Here is an 18,744-nt window from a genome sequence, read left to right as displayed (position 1 = left end):
CTCCTTAGTGGTAATAGCGAGGTCCGCGGATGTTTTCGTGATGGATCGGTTCATGCGAAGCCGGTCCATTGGTGGAAGCCGTTCGATCAAGATGATTGTCGAGGATGGAGCGCACCGAACCGTAGGTCCGGGCCCCGATCTCCAGTGCACGGCTGCAAGCAGCGTTCACTCTGTCGCGGCCAAAGCTTTTGTTCAGGCGGATAATTCCCATGCAGGCTCGAAAGCCCTGCTCCGGGTGCGGCCTGTCGGCGAGGATCTTCTCGCACAGCAACGCACCTCCGGCCCGATGGAAGAGGCCTCGCGTTGAATGCGTTCGATCGTCCAGTCGGCAAAGCGGCGATGGGCTGAGGGCATGTGATCGGGAATCGTCGTGTGTTTGCCATTGCCGCTGGAGCGGCGATGGGCGGCTATTCGCTCGCCTTTGTGGAAGATCTCGATCGTATTGGCGGTGATGCGCGCCTCGACCTGCTCGCGAGCGAAGCGATAGGGAACGGAGTAATAGTGCCGCTCGATCTCGACGTGGTAATCCAGCCCGGCACGCCGGATACGCCATTCCGCAAAGACATAGCGTTCCACAGGCAATGGCCTTAAAGCGGGCCGGTCGAGCTCTTCGAACAATTGGCGGCGCGTGACGCCAACCCGGCGCAGGACACGCCTGTCGTTCAAATCATATAGCAAGTCGGCAATCGCCGCATTGACCTCGGCCAGGCTGTGGAAGGTGCGGTGGCGAAGGCGGCCCAGCAGCCAGCGCTCGACGATACGAACCGCAGCCTCTACTTTCGCCTTGTCGCGAGGACGGCGTGGCCGCGTCGGCAGGACGGCGCTGCCATAGTGGGTTGCCATCGCACAATAGGTCCGATTGACTTGGGGATCGAAGTGGCACGCCTTGATGATCGCCACCTTGGCATTGTCGGGAACCAGCAAGGCTGGCGCACCGCCGAAGAACTCCAGCGCCTGGATATGGCATTCGATCCAGTCGGGAAGCGTCTCGCTCCACCGGGCATGTGCATATGAAAGGCTCGACGCGCCCAGAACCGCCACGAACAGATGGGCTTGTCGGGTCTTGCCGGACAACCGATCGACAATCACCGTGACCGTGTCGCCGGCATAATCGACGAACAGCTTGTCGCCGGCCATATGATCCTGCCGCATCGTCACCGGCAGCTTCAGAGCCCAGCCCCGGTAGAGGTCGCAGTAGCGACTATAGCGATAACCATCCGGATGACGGCTGATGTATTCGTCCCAGAGGATCTGCAGCGTCATATGCTTGCGCTTCAGCTCGCGATGGACCTGTGCCCACTCCGGCTCAGGAGCGCGACGGTGCCCAATCTTCGTCCCGGCCGCCTTGTAAAGCGTTGCCTCCAGGACTGTATCGTTGACGTCGTCGCCGAGAGGCCACGACAGCCCGGCTACCGCCGCACGCCGTAGCGTCTCGCGCACCGTCGAGGGCGCAGTTCCAACCCGCACCGCAATCGACTTGTGCCCAAGTCCTTGCTCAAAACGATATCTCAGTATCTCGCGGACACGCCGCATCTCCAATCTCTCCGCTGGCATCCCGTTCCTTCCTCGTCAACGTCGAAGGAAGAAACTTCACACCTGCAGACCCACCCTTGCCAGACGCCTCCAAGGGGGCGGCATCATCTCGGAACAAGGGGGCGACTATTTCTCGGAATTGGGGGGCGACATCATTTCGGAATCAGGGGGCGGATTGCCTCGGAATTTGCAACCTTGCACGACACCGGTGCGAAGCCCGCAATCGAACGGCATGGCCGAGGCGTTCGTCAAAACCTTCAAGCGCGACTACGTCTCGGTGAATCCAACCCCCGACGCTGAAACCGTCATCGCTCAACTGCCGTTCTGGTTCGAGCATTACAACAATCTTCACCCGCACAGTGCTTTAGGATATCAATCGCCGCGCGAGTTCATCAGCTCGCAATCTCAAACCTGAGCATGTCCGGTCTTTTGGGGGCAACTCCAAGATGTCCGCACTAGATGAAAAATATGAGTTTGCAATCTGCATTGTGAATTCCCGCAATTGAAGCCCAACCGCATAACGCGAAGTCCGTCATAGTTGCGTTTACTGTAAGTGGTGCAAGCTTGCGTCAGGCTGAAGTAGCGACATTGTAGCCAGCACCAAATGCAGGCCTTCTCACGAAGGTCATAGATCCCCGGATGGGTTAGACATGCTTAGGAAAGCGACGATTGACGACATCGCAGATCTGAAATTCGTTCGGTCATCTGTCTTCGAGAATATCCTCAGCAATCCGTCGAAGGTCACAGATGATGACTATAAGTGGTTTGTGAAAAATCCCGGTATTTTCGTCTGGGAAGAGCAGGGATCTATTGTCGGATTTTCTGCAGCTGACCCGCGCGATGGTAACATTTGGGCGCTCTTCGTCATGCCCGGCGTTGAAACCAGAGGCATCGGGTCACGCCTTCTTGCAGAGGCTTGCGTCTGCCTGCAGTCTGCGGGCATCAAACGCGCATGGCTGACCACTGATCCAAGCACCAGAGCCGAACGGTTTTATCGAGCGGCAGGTTGGGAACACGTCGGTGAGAAGGACAACGAACTTCTGTTCCAGCGATCACTTTTAATGATCCGGCAGAATGAGTCTGGCTAGGGCCGATGGCAGCGTTGGTGGTGGCATTTGTTACTCAAGGCAAGGAATTGTGCAGAGTATAAATTCTCCGTTAGCGATACTACTATTTCGGGTGCTGACAATCATTGACTCAAATAGCGCTAGCATGATCACGCTACCGGAAGTGCAAGGGCTAAGGCTGGTTTTGGCGGCTGGAGGAATCTCTTCCCGTCCGGATCATCCAGGCAAATTGCGCTGTACCCGGAGCTTTGGCCCGGCACCATTCAAACAGCGAGCCGCAGAGTTACAGAAACAATGAAGCATCCAAACGCAATCAATAAAATCACCAAAATCGCGACAATTGGCTTAGCGCTGACAATGGCGCTGGCTGGCTGCACGACATCCTCACCACCGCCAACATCGGCAGCGCCCGTCCCGAGCGGCAAGACGGATGTTGCCATAAAGGCGTTCAAGGAGCTTTGCCTGCAAACGGCGCCGTCTTTTGCAGCCGGTATCCAGGGTGCCAAACGCTACGGCGTCACCTTTCTCGATCTCGGCGGAGAGCAAAGTGGCATGACCAAGGATGAGTCAATGTCCGTGCAGATTAAGCCTGGCAAGGAATGTGCGATCACCAGCCCAAACCGTGCGGACCCGACTTTGCATCAGCAATTCCTGAGCACCGTCGCAGAATTTGCGGACAAGGTTCCGCAAGACGACAAGCCCAATCAACCCTTTGTCGCGACAATTAAAGGCAAGCGCTTCATCTTCCAGCATGACCGCAAAGGTGGTGAAGCCTACGTGATGCTGAATCCGGAGAAATAGCTGTCCGACATGCAAGCTGGCGGAGTGCTCCACCCCGCCAGTGTCATTTTTACCCGGCCGTCCGTAAGCAATATAGCTATCAGCATAGCGGCTGGTTCGAGTGTCTACGGCGTGCCGCTGACTCAGGAGAACATCGTAATCATGCGAGTTTTTGATTTATCGGACGTCCCGCCCGGCACCCCATACGAACAGCTTGATGCCCACGAAGCAATGCGGGGTCTCAGCACTAGACGTGTAGAAGCCGTCGGCTGCGCAAGTTCCACCTTGGTTTGCTGTGAACCCAGCCATGCATTTGCAGAAGCTGCCCGCCGCGCCTTTTACGATCATCACCCTTTAGTCGTTCGACCGGACGATATCTGGTTTTGCGTTGCTCAAGGCTTTGCAACCCACATCTCGCTGAATAGCGAAGCGCTACGTTCGCAGTTTGTCGCACACGAAGGTCAAAAGGTACTTCAAGTTTCGCGTCCGGATTTCTTTCTCGGGCAGGATAATCCCTGGCCGGAGCTGTTTTCGGCATTTTCGAAACAGATCATGCAAAGCATTCCGCAGATCAGAGATGTTCTGGGCGTTCGTTTTTCGACGACGACGGACATGGAAGCAGCAGCGTTTGATCTGTGCTGGATGGACGCTTTCAAGGACTACTTCGAATATGAGGCACGGTGCGGTTGCGGCATTCCCCAGATTATTCTCCATGGAACGCCCGAAGATTGGAACTCGATGGTTCCTCGTTTGCAGCAGATGGCCCAGTACGGACTAGAGGAATGGTGTGCAGCGCTCGGCCCCGTTCTGGAGAAAATCGCCGATACGGCGGCAGGCAAGATTGATCACGAATTCTGGCTATCGTTCTTTCGCTACCTGGCAGGTTCCGGTCCCGCCGAACTCACGGGCTGGATCGTCACCTTGTTCCCTTATCTTGTTGACTGGCGTACGGGAGCGCTTGGGCCGAACAAGTATCTGTCGGCATGGCGCGAGCGTCTCGAACGCTCGTTGGCCCGTGGCGGGCTTGATTGGATGACAGAAACGGAGGGGCCGGGCATAGGTGCGCTCCCGCAGTCGCTCGCGAGCGCTCCACTGCGGTTCGTCGACGTTCGCGATGAAAGCGAAACGAATTTGAGGCTGGTCGCGGGGATGTTCGGTGTTGCCCAAGCACCGGAAAACAATGCCTTGTCCGCGTCCTTCGGCTGGTCCGTGATCTATGATGACGCCGAGGTCCGGTCTCGCCGTGAGTTCGTGCAGATAACATCCTAGCCTAGTGCTTGAAGCGGTGAAGGGCGCTTACCATGGCGACGTCGGCGGGGAGGACAGGAAAATCGTAATAAGCCTGAAGGGGGTGATGCCCGGAAATGCTAACCGGCTTCTGCAGCGGTGATAGCTGGGCTGCATCGGGTGGATCGAGGCGAAACCGTCAAAACAAGGTCTCTTGTTCACAGATAATAAGGCCGTGGCACGTCCGGCATGTCGTCGTAGGCGCGGAGAACTACCTTCAGCGGTGTCAGTGTCGGATCATCATGCCAGTAGACGATCTTTAGCCAGGTCGCCGCCCGTATGTACTGACCGCCGCCGATCCATGTGTCCTGCAGATTTGCCTGCAACATTCTGCGACCGGCATCCAATAGGTCGTTCTTGTCAAATTGCGCTCGGCCGAGTTTTTGCAAGCAGAGCGCATAGGCGAACTGCCGTGGTTGCAATGGCTTTTTGAGCGACGGGATTTTGGGCGCGAGGTGTCGCTCATACTCCTCGATGCCAGCCTCGTATTGGCCAGCCTGAAAGCTGAAGGCCATGAAATTATCGAGAAGTCCGTCTGTCAGAATTCTCCCCTTGCTGAATGGCAGGCCTTTGGCTTCTTGGGGAACGAAGCGCTGCAGCTTGTAGTCAAATTTGTCGGGTCCCAGCACCTTGATGAAGCCCGTTCGCATGTATTGGGCTTGCGCGTCCTGAGCCACCTTCCACGTAGCTTCGTCGTTTTCTCCATGACACATCCATCGGCCAATGGCTTTGGCACAATGCAGGGTGCGTCGGTGAATGTTCGGGTCGGGGCCGAACCTTTCTTCTTCTCCGCCCTCGATGGCCTTGTCCAGCCATTGCAGTGCACGCGGCAGCACGGGCGCTATTTCTGTCTCCAGCCACAGCAGCCAGCATAGGATGACCTGCGCAAGATGTTCGTTAGCGTAATTGCCCATCGGCTTCTTTTCATCATATTGCGTCTCCAGATAAAACCGGAGGGGAACCTCGTCGCGCAGACAATTGCGCCGCAATGCAATCGGATCAAATTTAGGCATATTCGTATCTTTCCGGTGGAGCGCTCAACGCGCTGATGCCTATCGGCTTTGGTTCTCTGGCTTTGAGCCAATCGACAAACGGCGACATAGCTATGTGGCCTCGCCGCAAATCTCGATAAGCGTACCGTCTTCGAGATCGGCCTTGCCCAGCCCAACGACGAGAAAGCCCTCATTTAAGATGGGCGCGAGAGAGTGTTGATGAAGCCGGTCCTTGACGGCGGTAGCTTCCCGGACTTCCTTACCTGGAACATGCAACATTGCACGGAGCCTGACGCCGACGGGAAGATCGGACGTCCCTTCAAGGATGATCATCGTCCCCTTACGACTCTCAACACCAAACACTCCTAAAATTTTGCGCACCCATCGTCCTCCTGAGCAGTCCGCGTTTGCTCCGACAGACTCATTCTAATGGCGGTCGGACTATTCCTGCAGAGCATTGGGTATGGCTCGGTGATCCTCCCCTGACGGGTTGCCGAGGATTGAGATCTATATGGCATGCATCCTGGCTCCCTTTGCAAAGTCCACGGCGCTTCGCGAATGACCGGTCGAGGAATAGGTCTAGCGGTACAATCTTAACGATAGGCTTTGAGGCTCGTTAAATACCGCCCCGATATAAGACGGCGCAGATCGCAAGGAGGGGACATGCTCTGGAAGTTGTTAGCGGTTTGTGTTGTCTATGCTCAACTGTCTGCCATCACGGACGTCTACAGCGGATCGTGGGTTTTTTCTCCGATGAATCTGGTGGCATGGGTGTCGTCGTTCCCGGCTACGGTCGCAGTCTGTTGTTACGTCTTTAAGTTTCCAGTTGGTCAGCAAAAATACTGGCGGGGTTTCGCATGGCTCTATTGCGCCTACGCATTGATGCTGGCCGCCCTTGTATTGGGACATGATATGCGGCGGTGGTTCTACGGGCTTGGCGCTGACCCAGTCGGTTCGTCCGTCATGCTTGCGACGATCCTGACCGTATTTGTCTTCAAGTGGCTTGCCATTTGGCGCTATGGGCATGAGAAAGCGATCTGGACAGACGTCGACGAGAGCGGACCGGATTTTCTTTCGAGCGCCCCGCTAACGGGGTTCTTCGGCTTGTTGCGCCGCCGTCGGTCATTGCAGTTCCATATAGCTGTCTTTGCAGTTTTCGTGCTTACCTTTGTTTTCAAGCATCCCGGTTCCAGGGAATCTGATCGCCGCCTGTACGAAGCTTTGGGTCCAGTCGCCTATTATTACGTGATTAAATCGATCCAAGGTGTGATGACGTTAATGGCTGGGTTTTGCGTCGTGCATGAATTCGCGACATTGCGGCGACGTGAACGCCAGTCAGAAAAAGAGCCGGTATTGGCTCAAATTGATCCAACAGTCGCCGCTGGTCCCGGCGACGGAATGAACGACGAAGCGCAAAAGGAAGTTCTCGCAAAGGCTTAGATGGAAAATCTGGGATGGCATCAGCGCCTTTTGAAACGTATCGAACAGCGGCGCACTACAGCATGCGCTGCTGGCAGATTGTAAAAGACGGAATGCCGATATCCCCTGCCGCCAGGCCGTTAGAGCTTACCCCATCACCGTATAGGAATTGACTTACAGCGGACGTCGGCGGTCCGTATCGTCAGGGGGACGCCATGGCGACACTTAGGATTTACGATCTCAAGCAACACGTCCTCGCTCTTGATCTCAGAGACTTACTGCGGCTTTTGGCACCTCGGTCTTTGGAGGCAAATTGGACGGTTTCAACCGTTAAGTCGTCCAAACCTGGGCACGAATGGTTCGAGGCTACAGGTGATGGCGGCGAACAACTGGAGGAATTGGCGCAGAACGACGCCCAGCTTTCAGGCTTCGATCTCGCAGCCTTAGCGGAGAAGACGCAGCAGGTTATCTGGGGCGAGTTTGTCGGGTCGGGACCGATGCAGTCAGACAAGACATGGGTTACGATCCGGGCCGTCGACAGCACGTTTTACGAGATCGATACAGACGATGAGACGGTGCTGAGGAAGATCAGCTCGACCTACAAAGACGTCCGAACTGGGGAGGCTGCGATTACATCATGGCTTGTGGACCGTCCCGGTGAATGATGGCAGCCACACACGGACGGCAGCCAGAGCAAGGAAAGCAGCGAACGACCTTGCCGTTTTATCATAGCGAGTGGCTACGCGCCGAAACTCACGAGCCGGTCCTGATCACGGTACGGTGCACGTGACCGTGGCCAGTACGGACTGCCACCTTTGCGGCCGCCCTTATGATGTAGCTATTTTAGTGTTTTGCATTGCCCAGTTTTTGAGACGCAGGCCATTGGGAGTTAACTCGTGAAGTCGCGACGCCGACTGAGGATAGGCCAGATCGGCACGGCAATTGATGCTTGGAGGGCCATATGAACGTATTTGAAACGGCGATGCAGGCGACCAGCACGGTTCTGGCAAGCCGCTTCCCCGGCTATTCATTTGCGTTTGCCTCGGGGTCGATCATACGCGGCGAGGGGACGAAAGGCTCCGACATCGATCTTGTCGTGGTCTTTAATCGGCTCGAAACCGCATGGCGTGAAGCCTTTATCGAGGGAGACCTTCCGTTCGAAGTGTTCGTTCAGGATCCGGAGACATTGAGCTGGTTTTTTGAGAGCGACATTGGCCGAGGCTATCCCCTCATCATTCATATGGTCGCCACTAGCCAAATATGGGGGCCAGATCCCGGCAAAGGTCAGATCTGGAAGGAATATGCGGCCAGTGTTCTTCGCGCCGGTCCACCAGAGTTGACGGGCGAGAAGCTGAACACTTTGAAGTATCAAATCACCGATCTTCTGGACGATCTGAATGGCGAGAGAGCGGGATCGGAGTTACGAGCCATTACCGCCCAACTCTATCAGCCCTTGGCCGATCTCATGTTATTGGGGCGAGGGACGTGGTCGGGGAAGGGGAAGTGGATTCCACGATTGCTCCGAGAGTTGGAACAAAGCTTGGCCGATAGGTTCGATGATGCCTTTCGGCAGGCGGCTCTTGGGAAAGTCGAGGACCTTCGCAATTTGACGCTCGCGGAACTGAACAAACATAGCGGCCCGTTCTTCGCGGGCGATAAGCGCATGGCATCGGAGCAGGCAAGACGGCCGAGTCTTGTGGACATGGCCGCGTTGTAAGCGAACTCAACCAGGTTTCCGGATGGACATGGGTAAATTTCATTCCACATTTTCCTCTGTTGGAAACAAAGAGGATTTCTCCCCTGAAGCCTGGAGGGGCTATTTCGACCCTGCGTGTTCTGCACAATGGGCAGAAGATCTAGGTGGCTCCATTCAATTTCTGGATGAAAGTGGAGATCGATACTCTCTTATTATGAATTATAGGAGGGGAGAAGGAATTTCGATGTCATATGATCGCTACAACAGCGGTGATTTCGGTCGAAACTTCTCAATGATCTCCCCAGTCTGGTGCGATAAGCAAGGAAGGATTTGATATTTCGAATAATGGAGCTACCGTTCCCAAAAATAGTCATCTCTCCTGGGATATCGCGCGAGCCGTGGTCGAAGATTTTCTTCGTATTCCTGAGAAGAGACCCATTTCTGTCGCTTGGGTTGGCGCGGAAAATTTGGACTGGCCGGAGGGTTATTGAAGGACGTGAACCCACAAAGCTCCGCAAGCCGCCTACTTGATGAACTCCAACACCGTAGTCGCGCCGCTCTGCAGGTCTACGCCAATGCGATAACAGCTCCAAGTATTGGCAATAAGGTCTTTGCCGTCCCAGGATATCTCGGTGAAGCAGTCCGGCACGCTTTTAATCGGAGGGGCAGCTTTCCAAAGAATGTTGCCCTCTAAGTCTAGCCTTACCAGGTTGTAGCTATCCCCCATATCGCTCCAGTCATAGAGCACGATGCTCCCCCCGTTTTTCGGAAGATCAACATGGTTCAGTACTCGGCCAGACATAAGTGCCTCATCGTTCCGTAGCGTTCCGGCGATACCGTGCAATCGGACATCTGCTTCTACCTTGAACACTTGGCAGGTCTGCGATGTTAATCAGCCTAGTATCCACGTCACCTCCCGTTGACTTGTCGCTGCATGGTTCGGACTGGCATCTCCTCGCGTCAGCCCAGCTTAGTGCGAAACAGACTTGGCTCGGCGCTTCCATGGAAACATTAAGCAGATTTCTCCTGCCGAGCAGTCGGTTGCCGAGAAAACAATAGTCTGGCCCTGTCACCACCGCGTGGCGGCGACAGGGCGAGCCGCTGGCACACGGATGGCGATAGGTGCCAGTGGCATGGGCGAAACCCCATAGCATACAAATTCCACGAGAGAAATTGCGCCCTCGCTCACACGGCGGAACCGTAAAAGCGTTGTCAACTCAAACCAGCTTCGGTGAGGTGGCGACATTTACCTGCTCGGTCATGATCGTCCGAAGAAGGGCAGCCACCAGCCTGTCGCATTTTGCATCCGTTCCGACGATGACGCGAAGATAATTTGACTAGAGTATTGGGGAAATGCCGGATCGCCTTGCCTCAACGTCCGTCTTCCAAATCCTCTTTGGTAAAGACGGCATGGACGGGGAGTTGTGAAACTCCTTGGATCTGGGGCTTGCCGTCACCGCGCCAAATGGCGCAGACGACGGCAAGCACATTTGCCTGTTCAGCGACTGCCAACTGGAAAGCATGTTCTACCGCCCCGCCTGTCGTAATAACGTCTTCGATGAATGTAATGCGGCGATCAGAAACATCCTGTCCCTCGACGGCATGGCATGTCCCATAGGTCTTCGCCTGCTTGCGAACAAATGCGGCCGGTAGGCCCGTTTCTAGGGCCGAGACTCAATCAGCCGAGCGCAAGCTTCAGATATAGTCGGCACCTTGGCCATCCCGGAGATATCCGAACACACGAAAACCTTGAGGCGTTTCCTCGCCCGGGACATGGACTTTCCTGAGTGCGGATCGGACAAGATCACGCTGATAGGGTGTTTCAACGTGAATATCGACGTGGACGATGTCTTCGTAACCGCCTTCTCTAAAGTGGTAGAACCATTCCCGATCAGGCCCGTAACGGTGGCCGTTGGTAGAAAGCGTGCTCCATGCAGGGGGCGGGCTCAGCGCATACATCTCCAGCCTGAGTTCGTTCCATTTTGTGTTGTTCATCACCGGGTTGAGCATGGCGCTGCCTTTCAAAGCCAGAATGATATCATGGTTGCCAACGCCACTGCCGACAGGAAATTGCGGCCAGTTTGTCGTATCGGGTAGCAACACGACTAAAATCCTTGAGGCGGCAAAAGGCGTTCTCGATCAGATGCCGCGCCCGATATCGCTGCTGGTCATAGCGACAAGGGCTTCTTTCGATTATGTCGACCCGGAATGACTGGGGGCGCTTGTTAGTTCGCAGCGAGCGGCGCAATTTGTCCGCGTCATATGTTTTGTCTCCTAGCAGGTAACGTATCGGGCCAGCGCGTTCGAGCAAGGGTTGGAGCGGCTTTTACATCACTGACGTTTCCTGCTGTCAGCATAAGAGCATACGGGCGGCCGATCACGTCGGAGAGCGCGTGAATTTTGGTCGTCCAACCGCCGCGAGACCGGCCGATGGCCTCTTCTTGCCGCCCCCTTTTGCAGCAAATGCTGCCCGCTGAGCTTTGACATAAGTGCTGTCGATGGCCGTGCTCTTGGTCACTGCGCCAGTTTGAACGAGAGCATCGAGCAACTTGAGCCAAAAGCCTCGCCGTGACCAACGATTGAAGCGATTATAGACTGTCGTTGGGGGCCATAAACGGCCGGACAATCACACCAGCGGCAACCAACCTTCAGAACGTGGATGATGCCCCAAATTATCCGACGGTCATCTACTCGCCGTGCACCTGACTGGTTCTTGGGCAAGTGCGGCTCCATTGTTGTCCACTCGTCGTCAGACAGCCAAAACAAAGCCATTTCGTATCTCCAGCTCAACGCCCCATGACGATCTCGATATAAAGGAGAAGGAAAAAGCCCGAGAGCGCATAGGAGATTTTGAAGCCATCTCCGTGGCGATGCGAGTGTTCCGTACCGGCAACATTCATTTATTGGTCAACCAGTTTATCTGCGCTGCTGTGCAATGGAGGGATGCGATAGACAACCGAGCGATATTTCGAGTTCGTGCGCGTTTCCGCAATCTGGCCACCATATGCTTCGGCAATCCGTCGGCTGGCAATGTTATCCTCGGCGACCGGATATTCGAAATATTCAACGGCGACGTTTTGGCTTGCCCATGCAGCTACAGCCCCAACCACTTCGCCGCCAAACCCCATTCCATGGACGTCGTATCGAAGCCAAATGCCAATTTCTGGGGTGCCAGATTGGACAGCGTGTAGGCCGACAAGCCCAAGGCAGCGGCCGTCTCTTTTCTCGCGTATGACAAGGTGGAAGTCGGACCGGCTCTCGATTGCGGGTAGCCATGTTCGCCAGACGTCAGCGAAGTCTGCCAGTGAGGCCGGAGGATCCCATGCCATGAACCGCGTCACCTTCGGCGAAATGCAAGAGAAAACCTCGACGGCGTCCTTCGGCATAAAAAGCCTGATGACAGTTCGGGTTGATGAGATTTCAATGTCCACCATCTGCGCCTCAGCGATCCCGCATAAGTCCACCACCCGTTTTAGCAGACATCGCCATCCCGATCTTGCCACAGATGCAATTTTAACGATAGATGATGGGCCGCGTTAACAGCCAATTGGTATTCAGCGCACAAATGCCAAGGGCAACTTGCATCTAGATTGCGTTCCAGCACGATCTTTATCGCAAATACCTCTGATCGGAATTGTCGCGGAGTAGGAATGCGAAATGAAACTTACGAAAGGGCTTTTGATCATTGCCATCCTCCCGTTGTTTCTTTCCGGCTGCGGCGGAGCGGTCAAGGGTCTGCAGGGTGGTGTTGCAAAGCTAGGGGAGGGCATCCGAATAGCCGCTGCGGCCCCTTATAACAAAGTCGGGAACGAATGGCGCGGCAAACCAATCTCGAAATTCCAGGAAAAGTTTGGGGCACCGACGAACCGCAGCAACGCTGGCGAAGCCACAGTGCTAACCTGGCAGCGATCTCGGGTAGTGCGGATACCCGCCAGGACATATATCGAGCAGACGGTGACCTTGAACATGGTAATCACGAAGCACCGCTACGTTCCGGAGCATGATGACGACGTATCCTGCACCCTTGCGCTCACTGCAAAGGACGGAGCTGTTGCTCAGGTGAAGACGCTGGATGATGTGCCGGTACCCGTTGGCGAAGATGGGTTGTTTCCGGCAAGCACCTCGGCGTGTCAGATTGTCTTTGGATCATGAGAGTCGCTTGTTTATCCAGCGGATGTAGGCTTGCGCCATCTTGCCACAACGTCAGTCTGGGTGGCACATCGCAGCGCGTTCTTAATAAGCACCGGCTCTACCACAGACAGTAATAGTAGTGCCCGATGAAATGATCTACGGAACGGCACTCTCGAAGTGTAGTCGGTAGCGTATCGGTCTCATCATAGGTCAGCGAGACGTTTAAACCTCCGAAACTGCCCCAATCGAACTGATGATACCGCTTCCCGTCGTCGGGAAGCTTGGACAATTCTTCATCGAATTGATGAACTACCGTTGCAAAAGCAATGAGATTCCCTACGTAGTTCGTCGCATAAACAATCTTCAACGGGGCATACGCAAGCGCCATCAGAAACAGCGGCACGACCGCCAGCGATGCGGCACCACGCCATCTCCTCTTCAAAACGCTCTGAAAAAACCGCAAGAGGGCAAGGCCAGCACATAAGAGCGGAACTACGGCAACGAAAGCCGCGATTGCCATCATCAGGCTGGAGATGCTCATCATCGTGAGAATCGCCAATGCCCCGATGACGACCATGGTCGGCCATATTACGAACCGATCAGCCGGGACGGGGCTTCTAGGGATGACCCCAGACTGTTCAGATTGGGCGCTGTTGCGGAAATTATGCAATTCGTCGGACATGGGCGGCACCTTGCAGACCAACTACGATCCATTCCTAAATAAACGATCCACCTCGGCGGCCATCTCGCGGAAGCATTTTCACGAAGTCATCGAGGGTCAGTGGCAGCCATGAAATAAACCGAGATTGATAGGTGCGATACAATTTCCAAGAAAAAAGAAACTTTACCCCAAAGGAATTTAACTTCGATCCGAGCATGGTTCTGCTCCGAGATACCCTAACCATTTTTCGTTGGAAAACCACGCCAAATCCAAACGACACCGTCGTACCAGTCTATCGCTTGCCATATCTGCGAATTGTTTTTGTACTTCTCACGCCAGGGGCTGAACACGGCTCCCCAAATAGCCGGTACCAGCGCAAGTGGTATGATCACGAAGACGTCGGGATACAGATACCAGCCTAACCCGGATATCCCCACGAGTGACAGTCGATATGCAAGCAAATGTCGTTGGACGAAGTTTCTCATTGAAAGCATGTACGTGCTGAACTTTTGTAGGCAAACCCAAACCGTTCATTCGGCCAGGCGATTTTGTCCCAGTGGAACCTTATGTCCATTCCAAAATTACTTCGAAATTTCGCGATCATCTTCACTGTGACTTTTACCTGCGGTGCGCGTGAATCGCGCTGAAGATCGCCCCCGTTTTCATCATCGGGAGGCGATGCTTTTGCTACTGGCTTGATAATTGGCGAGCGCGTTACACCGGTTTGGACGGTCCTTGGGGCACTACTTTCTCCGGTCGTGAGTACGCGTGCGAACACCCCGTCCACGCCATTTAGGTCCTGTTGACAAAGTAGGCGACTGTCAGTTCTGGCGTCGTCATTCCTCGCCTCTGGCAATAACTCTGAGAAAAAAACGCTCATATTTTTCAAACATAGATAAGGCCCACTCGCCGATAGCGACTTCTTCTTGTGAAAGGCGGCGCGTGTAATCTTTCACATATCGAATGTCGCCATCACTCAAAACCTCACCGCGATGAGTGATATGAGGTGTCAAATCTGAAAATCGTAGATACATAAAAGAAAATATTATAAGGTGTGGCTTTCCGATAGACTTACAATACGAAGCAATTTCGTTGACCGCCTTTTGAACTATGACAATATCCTCGAACCTCCGAGCACGCTCAAGCCTCACGAACATTAGGAAAAGGCGCTTGTCACTGAAGATGATTCTTCCATCGTGAGAATTCTGCACGCCATGCGTCTTTAGTTTTTTTCGGGTGAACTCGTAAATCGACATGTGGCAGCAGTTTCATCATGCATCGTAATGGGTGGTAGCGCTTGAGGCTCTGCTTTACACTACATCAACACTCCGAATTGATTACAACCCCTGGATTGCGAAAGAGCGGAAGCCAAATCCTGGCTGCTGCGATTGATGGAAACGCCAAATATGATTTTGCGGTTTTGTCATATCGCGTTGCGATCCTCCGAGACTGTTTAAGAAGGTTGAACATTCGCTCAATACGGTTGCGATCCTTATACGCTTTAAAGTCGCAAGAAGGCGGGTCTTTGCGGTTTGCTTTTGGCGGGATAACCGGCCGAATGCCGTGGAACAGCAACTCTTCCCGAAGGGAATCGCCATCGTAACCCTTGTCGGCGAGAAACGAGCTTGGTTTGCCAACCGGCATGGCCAGTAATTCGGGAACGGCGTTGTAATCCGAGGTCTCGCCACCCGTCAGGATAAAGCCAAGAGGACGTCCCTGACCGTCTTCGCGGGCGTGGATTTTGTCGTAAAGCCGCCGCGTGATCGACCAACAGCCTCCTTATGAGTTCCCCTTTAGCGCCCGCTGTCTGCGAATGGCTGCGAACCGTGGTGCTGTCAATCTATGTTGCCAGTTGTCGGTCAGTCCAAGCTCGATAAGCGTTTCCAGAAGTGCGTCCCAAACACCTTGTTCGGCCCAGCGGCGGAAACGAACATAGACCGAATTCCATTTTCCGTATCGCTCGTGCATATCGCGCCAGGGACAGCCAACGCGCAGAACATGGAGCATGCCATTGAAAAAGCGGCGGTTGTCATGCGAGGGCCGAGATTTGCGACCACACTCAGTCGGCAATAGCGGTTCTACTATGGGCCATTCCTCATCACTCAAATCGCCTCGCGCCATGGCCTGCCTCCTAAAAAGCAGTCTTGAATCACGCCTTAGCTGATTTGGGAATCCACTTTGTCAACAGGACCTAGCACCAGAGGCAAGATAACACGGCCGTCCGCAGTGTTCTGTCGGGGGAGCGTTTAACCTACGCGCTCACTATTGCCCGTTCAAGTGCATCAAGCTGCATGCCGCGCTTGTGCTCTTAGGCATTTCCAATTCCACGGCAACAGATCATCCAGCCGTTGGTTGGGATGGTCGCAAGCACCCGGCAAAGACCGCATCATTGGCTCAGAGAGAGGAAGCAAGCGATTCCAGTGAAGCGCTGGTCGTTTAGTTTTGATGTCGTGGGCACATTGCATATATCCTGGTGCTTGCATGCGCCAGAACACAAACTACGGTGCGTCACCGAGGGCAATTCACGGAGACACAGTGATGGATGCGAAATCCTGGCGTATCATCTTTGGAGCGACCGCATACACAACCAGCACGTTGAGCGCTGGCGGTTTTGCTCTCGCGGAAGTCCAGGCGCTGTCGCCCCCGCGTTTGATGGAAGTTTGCAGTTCCGAAACTGTCGCAGAGGCGACTGCAAAGGGCAACCAACTTGGTTGGGACGCGATACCTGCGACGGACCCGGACACGGTTAAATGGCGACAGAGCTTCATGTCGTACAACGGCGGTACGGTCGATGTCGTTGGTTGGCGAAAAACCTCAACTGAAAACGAAGAGTTAATCTCGTTTTGGGTAGCGCAAGGTCCGAATGCTCACACAGCATGTGCCTATACGGTCAAAGTCGCTGCCGGACTCCTGGACGCCTTGATCGAACTTCTCGGCCGTCCATCAAATCTGGACAAAAATGAAGTGGCAACAACTGCTCTGTGGAAACGGGGTTCACAAGAGATTTCGTTCGCCCAGGTCGGTTCGGGCGCAGAGGTGGTCATTTCCCCTTGAGACGCAAGCCTGTCGTCGCAAAACAGTAAGCGGTGCCCCAATCACACCTTGTGGCAGCCTAGATAATGCCGCGAGAATAAATTCTTTGAGCATGATTGATCGAACCGTTATCTCGAATCGGTTTTCTGAACTGATTTGATGGGTGATTGCCAAGTCAACCTCGGGATGAAAACAAACTCGCCAGACAGGGTGATAAATGCAGAAGCGATGGCAGGAAATCGTCGAACTTTCGGAGCTTTGGGCTTTTAACGGCCTCTGGGCCTTTGTTCGAGACGAATACAAGATCTTCGACGAAGCGCGTCGGGTTTTTCTCGGCATAGTCGAAGCTCTACTAGATCAAAAAAGGATAAAACTTTCAAAAGATGGTTCGTTGCTCAAGGCTTCTATCGCTGAGCAGATTTCGCTTCTGGAGCAATCTTTGCCAATAGACCGCCGCGCCATGGTGCTTGGGAAGACGGAGGCTCTTTTATCCACGGCACAAGACGATTTTGACAAAATGTCAGAGGATGCAAAAATCAACGAGGAAACTCTGTGGTTCTTTCGCGACGAATGCCCTGCGGCGGTAGTGTGGATAAGAGACGACGGCTCCGAAGAGTGGACTTGATGCCGTTGCTCCTCAGTAACCTGTCGTTGTTTTTTCTGCCCAACGGCGATATTTATTAAACGAGAAATTGTTTGGACCGACACGCGGATAGGAAAGTAAGGGTGCTAAATAGCCTATTGCGAGCCGTTGATAACAAAGTCCGGGCAAATATCTACTATCCCGACGCCATTCAATGCGGTTCGTGTAGCCATCAAGGAGTGGCATTCAGCCCAATCACGGTGCCCACTGACGATGGCCTGGCGATCCGGGGACTCGCAAGCGAAATTCCCGCTGAGGCGAAGTGCTGCGTGTTGTTTTTCCATGGCAATGGAGGCTGTGCCGCCACGCGTGCGCATCTTGTCGCACCTTTTTTCAAACTTGGCGCTCAGGTCGTCGTGGCAGATTACCGTGGGTATGGCGGCAATCCGGGGCATCCTACAGAAATGGGGTTGATGCAGGATGCGAGAGCGTTTTTGAAGTTTGCCATCGACCATTCTGAGCTTCCACTGATCATTGTCGGCCATTCGCTTGGCGGCAACATCGCAGTCCAGCTTGTCGCCGAGAAAAGCGACAGCATCGCTGGCCTCATTACGGTGGGAACGGTGGCTTCTGTCGCTGCGCTGGTCCCCGCAGTTATTCGACGCTTTGTATCGGACAAATTCCTGGCAATTGAAAAAGCGAGCGAAATCAAGATTCCCTGGACGATTGCACACGATGTAGGTGACCCAACGGTCTCGCTGATGAACTCCATCGTCCTGAGCCAGGCGAATATTGCGAACCGTCATATGAAGCTGATAACGCTCAATAATCGAGCACATGATTTCGCTTCTGATAATATCGGCAGCATCTTGCTCGATCATATCGCGAGCTTACACATCCCCGCCCCAGGTGGAAATTCAGGTTATGTTGAGGCTCCTTTGCCAAATTAGGTTCTCTTGACAAAGCCGCCAATGGCGTCGAGCCCTGCGGCACGACTTCTCGCCAAACCTGAACCGAGATGAATGATGCAAGTATTAATTCCCCAAGAGGCTTTTCCGGAGATAGGAACGGTCGAAAACCCTGCTGTGTTCTATGACGGGAATGACGCCCTCGTGTGCTATGAGGCATCAATACGTTCGGGAGGCGGCAATGTCGTTCTCAAGTTCGGAAGGATTACCGATTTCCGGATAACCCCCGTCAATATTGAGGGCCTAAGGGAGTGTAGGTACCCGGTCAATCCGTGGGCCTTCAACGAGGTAATCGGCGGCTTGGAGACTACCAGATGGCGCTCCCTCAAGCCACGGCTTTGGCTTATTTCTTTCAATGATATCATGATCGAAGTTCTCTTTGAGACAGTTGCGGTTATCGGCCACCATGCTGAGAAGGTGCACCCACAAAAAACATTGCTAATCGCTCTAAGCGGGCTGAAAGGGAGCGGTATGGCCGTTTAATTAGGCTTGGCACTCCCATATCACTTACAACGTGATTCAATGCTGCCTTTTACGAGGCGACCGGCGGTAGGCGACCTGAGCGACAGAACGGGGACGCAAGTCGCGTCGCTC

General features: G+C 54.2%; 22 protein-coding genes and 3 pseudogenes. 14 read left to right on the top strand and 11 right to left on the bottom strand.

Translation table 11 applies throughout. The features are described from left to right. Nucleotides 1–4: 4 nt before the first annotated feature. Nucleotides 5–1,533, bottom strand: a pseudogene (gene istA, locus QA648_RS24610) (IS21 family transposase). Nucleotides 1,534–1,720: 187 nt separating this feature from the next. On the opposite strand from istA, the pseudogene QA648_RS24605 reads away from it, so the two are divergent. The 4 genes and pseudogenes from QA648_RS24605 to QA648_RS24590 all read left to right on the top strand — a co-directional run. Next, a pseudogene (locus QA648_RS24605) lies at nt 1,721–1,948 on the top strand (integrase core domain-containing protein); the annotation flags it as partial. Nucleotides 1,949–2,183: 235 nt separating this feature from the next. Continuing rightward, nucleotides 2,184–2,621, top strand: coding sequence for a GNAT family N-acetyltransferase (locus tag QA648_RS24600; RefSeq protein ID WP_283054048.1), 438 nt, complete (start codon nt 2,184–2,186; stop codon nt 2,619–2,621). A gap of 273 nt (nt 2,622–2,894) precedes the next feature. Next, nucleotides 2,895–3,401 (top strand): hypothetical protein, encoded by a 507-nt coding sequence (locus QA648_RS24595; protein WP_283054047.1) that lies wholly within the window; start codon nt 2,895–2,897, stop codon nt 3,399–3,401. Nucleotides 3,402–3,542: 141 nt separating this feature from the next. Next, on the top strand, nt 3,543–4,649 hold the full coding sequence (locus QA648_RS24590; RefSeq protein WP_283054046.1) for a DUF4419 domain-containing protein: 1,107 nt from the start codon (nt 3,543–3,545) through the stop codon (nt 4,647–4,649). 176 nt (nt 4,650–4,825) lie between these two features. Here QA648_RS24590 and QA648_RS24585 read toward each other — a convergent pair whose 3' ends face one another. Together QA648_RS24585 and QA648_RS24580 are read right to left on the bottom strand one after the other, a co-directional pair. Beyond that, complete coding sequence (locus QA648_RS24585; protein ID WP_283054045.1) at nt 4,826–5,680, bottom strand: hypothetical protein; 855 nt, start codon at nt 5,678–5,680, stop codon at nt 4,826–4,828. 90 nt (nt 5,681–5,770) lie between these two features. Next, entirely contained in the window at nt 5,771–6,040 is a 270-nt protein-coding gene (locus QA648_RS24580; RefSeq protein WP_283054044.1) for a hypothetical protein, read from the bottom strand. A gap of 282 nt (nt 6,041–6,322) precedes the next feature. On the opposite strand from QA648_RS24580, the gene QA648_RS24575 reads away from it, so the two are divergent. The 3 genes from QA648_RS24575 (at nt 6,323) to QA648_RS24565 (ending at nt 8,795) form a co-directional block, all read left to right on the top strand. After that, complete coding sequence (locus QA648_RS24575; protein WP_283054042.1) at nt 6,323–7,099, top strand: hypothetical protein; 777 nt, start codon at nt 6,323–6,325, stop codon at nt 7,097–7,099. 194 nt (nt 7,100–7,293) lie between these two features. Then, nucleotides 7,294–7,743: a hypothetical protein gene (locus QA648_RS24570; protein ID WP_283054041.1), complete on the top strand. Its 450-nt coding sequence runs from the start codon at nt 7,294–7,296 to the stop codon at nt 7,741–7,743. Between the two features lie 296 nt (nt 7,744–8,039). Beyond that, nucleotides 8,040–8,795 carry a nucleotidyltransferase domain-containing protein gene (locus QA648_RS24565; RefSeq protein WP_283054040.1) on the top strand — a complete coding sequence of 252 codons (756 nt, stop codon included), beginning with the start codon at nt 8,040–8,042 and terminating at the stop codon, nt 8,793–8,795. A 502-nt stretch (nt 8,796–9,297) separates the two neighbouring features. On the opposite strand, the gene QA648_RS24560 is transcribed toward QA648_RS24565, so the two are convergent. Beyond that, complete coding sequence (locus QA648_RS24560; RefSeq protein WP_283054039.1) at nt 9,298–9,645, bottom strand: hypothetical protein; 348 nt, start codon at nt 9,643–9,645, stop codon at nt 9,298–9,300. A gap of 563 nt (nt 9,646–10,208) precedes the next feature. Between QA648_RS24560 and QA648_RS37055 the strand changes: the two genes are divergently transcribed. Continuing rightward, the gene (locus tag QA648_RS37055) at nt 10,209–10,427 is read left to right on the top strand and encodes a hypothetical protein (protein WP_349254321.1); all 219 of its coding nucleotides are present in this window, start codon (nt 10,209–10,211) and stop codon (nt 10,425–10,427) included. A gap of 42 nt (nt 10,428–10,469) precedes the next feature. On the opposite strand, the gene QA648_RS24550 is transcribed toward QA648_RS37055, so the two are convergent. The 3 genes and pseudogenes from QA648_RS24550 to QA648_RS24540 form a co-directional block, all read right to left on the bottom strand. After that, nucleotides 10,470–10,733: a hypothetical protein gene (locus QA648_RS24550; RefSeq protein ID WP_349254324.1), complete on the bottom strand. Its 264-nt coding sequence runs from the start codon at nt 10,731–10,733 to the stop codon at nt 10,470–10,472. 62 nt (nt 10,734–10,795) lie between these two features. Further along, nucleotides 10,796–11,546, bottom strand: a pseudogene (locus QA648_RS24545) (IS5 family transposase). Nucleotides 11,547–11,674: 128 nt separating this feature from the next. Then, entirely contained in the window at nt 11,675–12,160 is a 486-nt protein-coding gene (locus QA648_RS24540) for a GNAT family N-acetyltransferase (RefSeq protein WP_283054265.1), read from the bottom strand. Between QA648_RS24540 and QA648_RS24535 the strand changes: the two genes are divergently transcribed. Together QA648_RS24535 and QA648_RS24530 are read left to right on the top strand one after the other, a co-directional pair. Further along, a complete protein-coding gene (locus QA648_RS24535) occupies nt 12,102–12,314 on the top strand; it encodes a hypothetical protein (protein WP_283054344.1) in 213 nt (70 codons plus the stop codon). The two genes, QA648_RS24540 and QA648_RS24535, sit on opposite strands and share 59 nt — an antisense overlap. 117 nt (nt 12,315–12,431) lie before the next feature. Beyond that, nucleotides 12,432–12,926: a hypothetical protein gene (locus QA648_RS24530; RefSeq protein WP_283054038.1), complete on the top strand. Its 495-nt coding sequence runs from the start codon at nt 12,432–12,434 to the stop codon at nt 12,924–12,926. A gap of 97 nt (nt 12,927–13,023) precedes the next feature. Here QA648_RS24530 and QA648_RS24525 read toward each other — a convergent pair whose 3' ends face one another. From QA648_RS24525 to QA648_RS24510, 4 genes are all read right to left on the bottom strand, one after another. Next, nucleotides 13,024–13,587, bottom strand: coding sequence for a hypothetical protein (locus QA648_RS24525; protein ID WP_283054037.1), 564 nt, complete (start codon nt 13,585–13,587; stop codon nt 13,024–13,026). An 815-nt stretch (nt 13,588–14,402) separates the two neighbouring features. Continuing rightward, entirely contained in the window at nt 14,403–14,822 is a 420-nt protein-coding gene (locus QA648_RS24520; protein WP_283054035.1) for a hypothetical protein, read from the bottom strand. A gap of 64 nt (nt 14,823–14,886) precedes the next feature. Beyond that, entirely contained in the window at nt 14,887–15,261 is a 375-nt protein-coding gene (locus QA648_RS24515; protein WP_283054264.1) for a transposase, read from the bottom strand. 84 nt (nt 15,262–15,345) lie between these two features. Next, nucleotides 15,346–15,687: a transposase gene (locus QA648_RS24510; protein ID WP_283054033.1), complete on the bottom strand. Its 342-nt coding sequence runs from the start codon at nt 15,685–15,687 to the stop codon at nt 15,346–15,348. Between the two features lie 417 nt (nt 15,688–16,104). Here QA648_RS24510 and QA648_RS24505 point away from each other — a divergent pair, with 417 nt between their 5' ends. The 4 genes from QA648_RS24505 (at nt 16,105) to QA648_RS24490 (ending at nt 18,633) form a co-directional block, all read left to right on the top strand. Next, on the top strand, nt 16,105–16,620 hold the full coding sequence (locus tag QA648_RS24505; RefSeq protein ID WP_283054032.1) for a hypothetical protein: 516 nt from the start codon (nt 16,105–16,107) through the stop codon (nt 16,618–16,620). Nucleotides 16,621–16,816: 196 nt separating this feature from the next. Next, a complete protein-coding gene (locus QA648_RS24500) occupies nt 16,817–17,224 on the top strand; it encodes a DUF596 domain-containing protein (RefSeq protein WP_283054031.1) in 408 nt (135 codons plus the stop codon). Nucleotides 17,225–17,325: 101 nt separating this feature from the next. Continuing rightward, nucleotides 17,326–18,132, top strand: a complete 807-nt coding sequence (locus QA648_RS24495; RefSeq protein WP_283054030.1) for an alpha/beta fold hydrolase — start codon at nt 17,326–17,328, stop codon at nt 18,130–18,132. Nucleotides 18,133–18,204: 72 nt separating this feature from the next. Beyond that, on the top strand, nt 18,205–18,633 hold the full coding sequence (locus tag QA648_RS24490) for a hypothetical protein (protein ID WP_283054029.1): 429 nt from the start codon (nt 18,205–18,207) through the stop codon (nt 18,631–18,633). The last annotated feature ends 111 nt before the right edge of the window (nt 18,634–18,744 follow it).

This window comes from Rhizobium sp. CB3171, from assembly GCF_029714265.1.
Taxonomy (GTDB): Bacteria; Pseudomonadota; Alphaproteobacteria; order Rhizobiales; family Rhizobiaceae; genus Rhizobium.
Note: the sequence above shows the minus strand (reverse complement) of the source record. Positions and strands in the feature narration are given on the sequence as shown.